The 367-nt window shown below is 63.8% G+C and carries 1 protein-coding gene; it reads left to right on the top strand.

Annotated features, from left to right (window positions below):
- Position 1 precedes the first annotated feature (1 nt).
- Positions 2-367: transporter substrate-binding domain-containing protein (locus H6B10_RS15670; protein ID WP_204652384.1), on the top strand; the 366-nt coding region annotated here is incomplete at its 3' end.

Below are 367 nucleotides of genomic sequence, written 5' to 3'. Positions count from 1 at the left end.
GATGGCGCTGTCGCTGGCCGCTTGCGGCTCCACCCCGTCCACCAGTTCTTCCGCTGCGGAAAGCGCTTCTTCCGAGGCCGCTTCCGCCGAGACCGCCGGTTCCGACAAAACCTGGGTCATCGCTACCGACACGGTGTTCAAGCCCTTTGAATACACCGACGCTTCCGGCAACTTCGTGGGCATCGACGTGGACATCGTCGCCGCCATTGCCGAGGACCAGGGCTTCAAGTACGAAATGAAGAGCCTGGGCTGGGACAGCGCCATCGCCGCTTGCCAGGCCGGTCAGGCTGACGGCATGATCGCCGGCGCTTCCATCACCGATGAGCGCAAGGCTTCCGGCTGGCTGTTCTCCGACGGTTACTACACC

It is taken from the genome of Gemmiger formicilis (assembly GCF_016901605.1).
Lineage (GTDB): Bacteria > Bacillota > Clostridia > Oscillospirales > Ruminococcaceae > Gemmiger > Gemmiger formicilis_B.
This window is presented reverse-complemented; position numbering and strand designations above follow the sequence as displayed.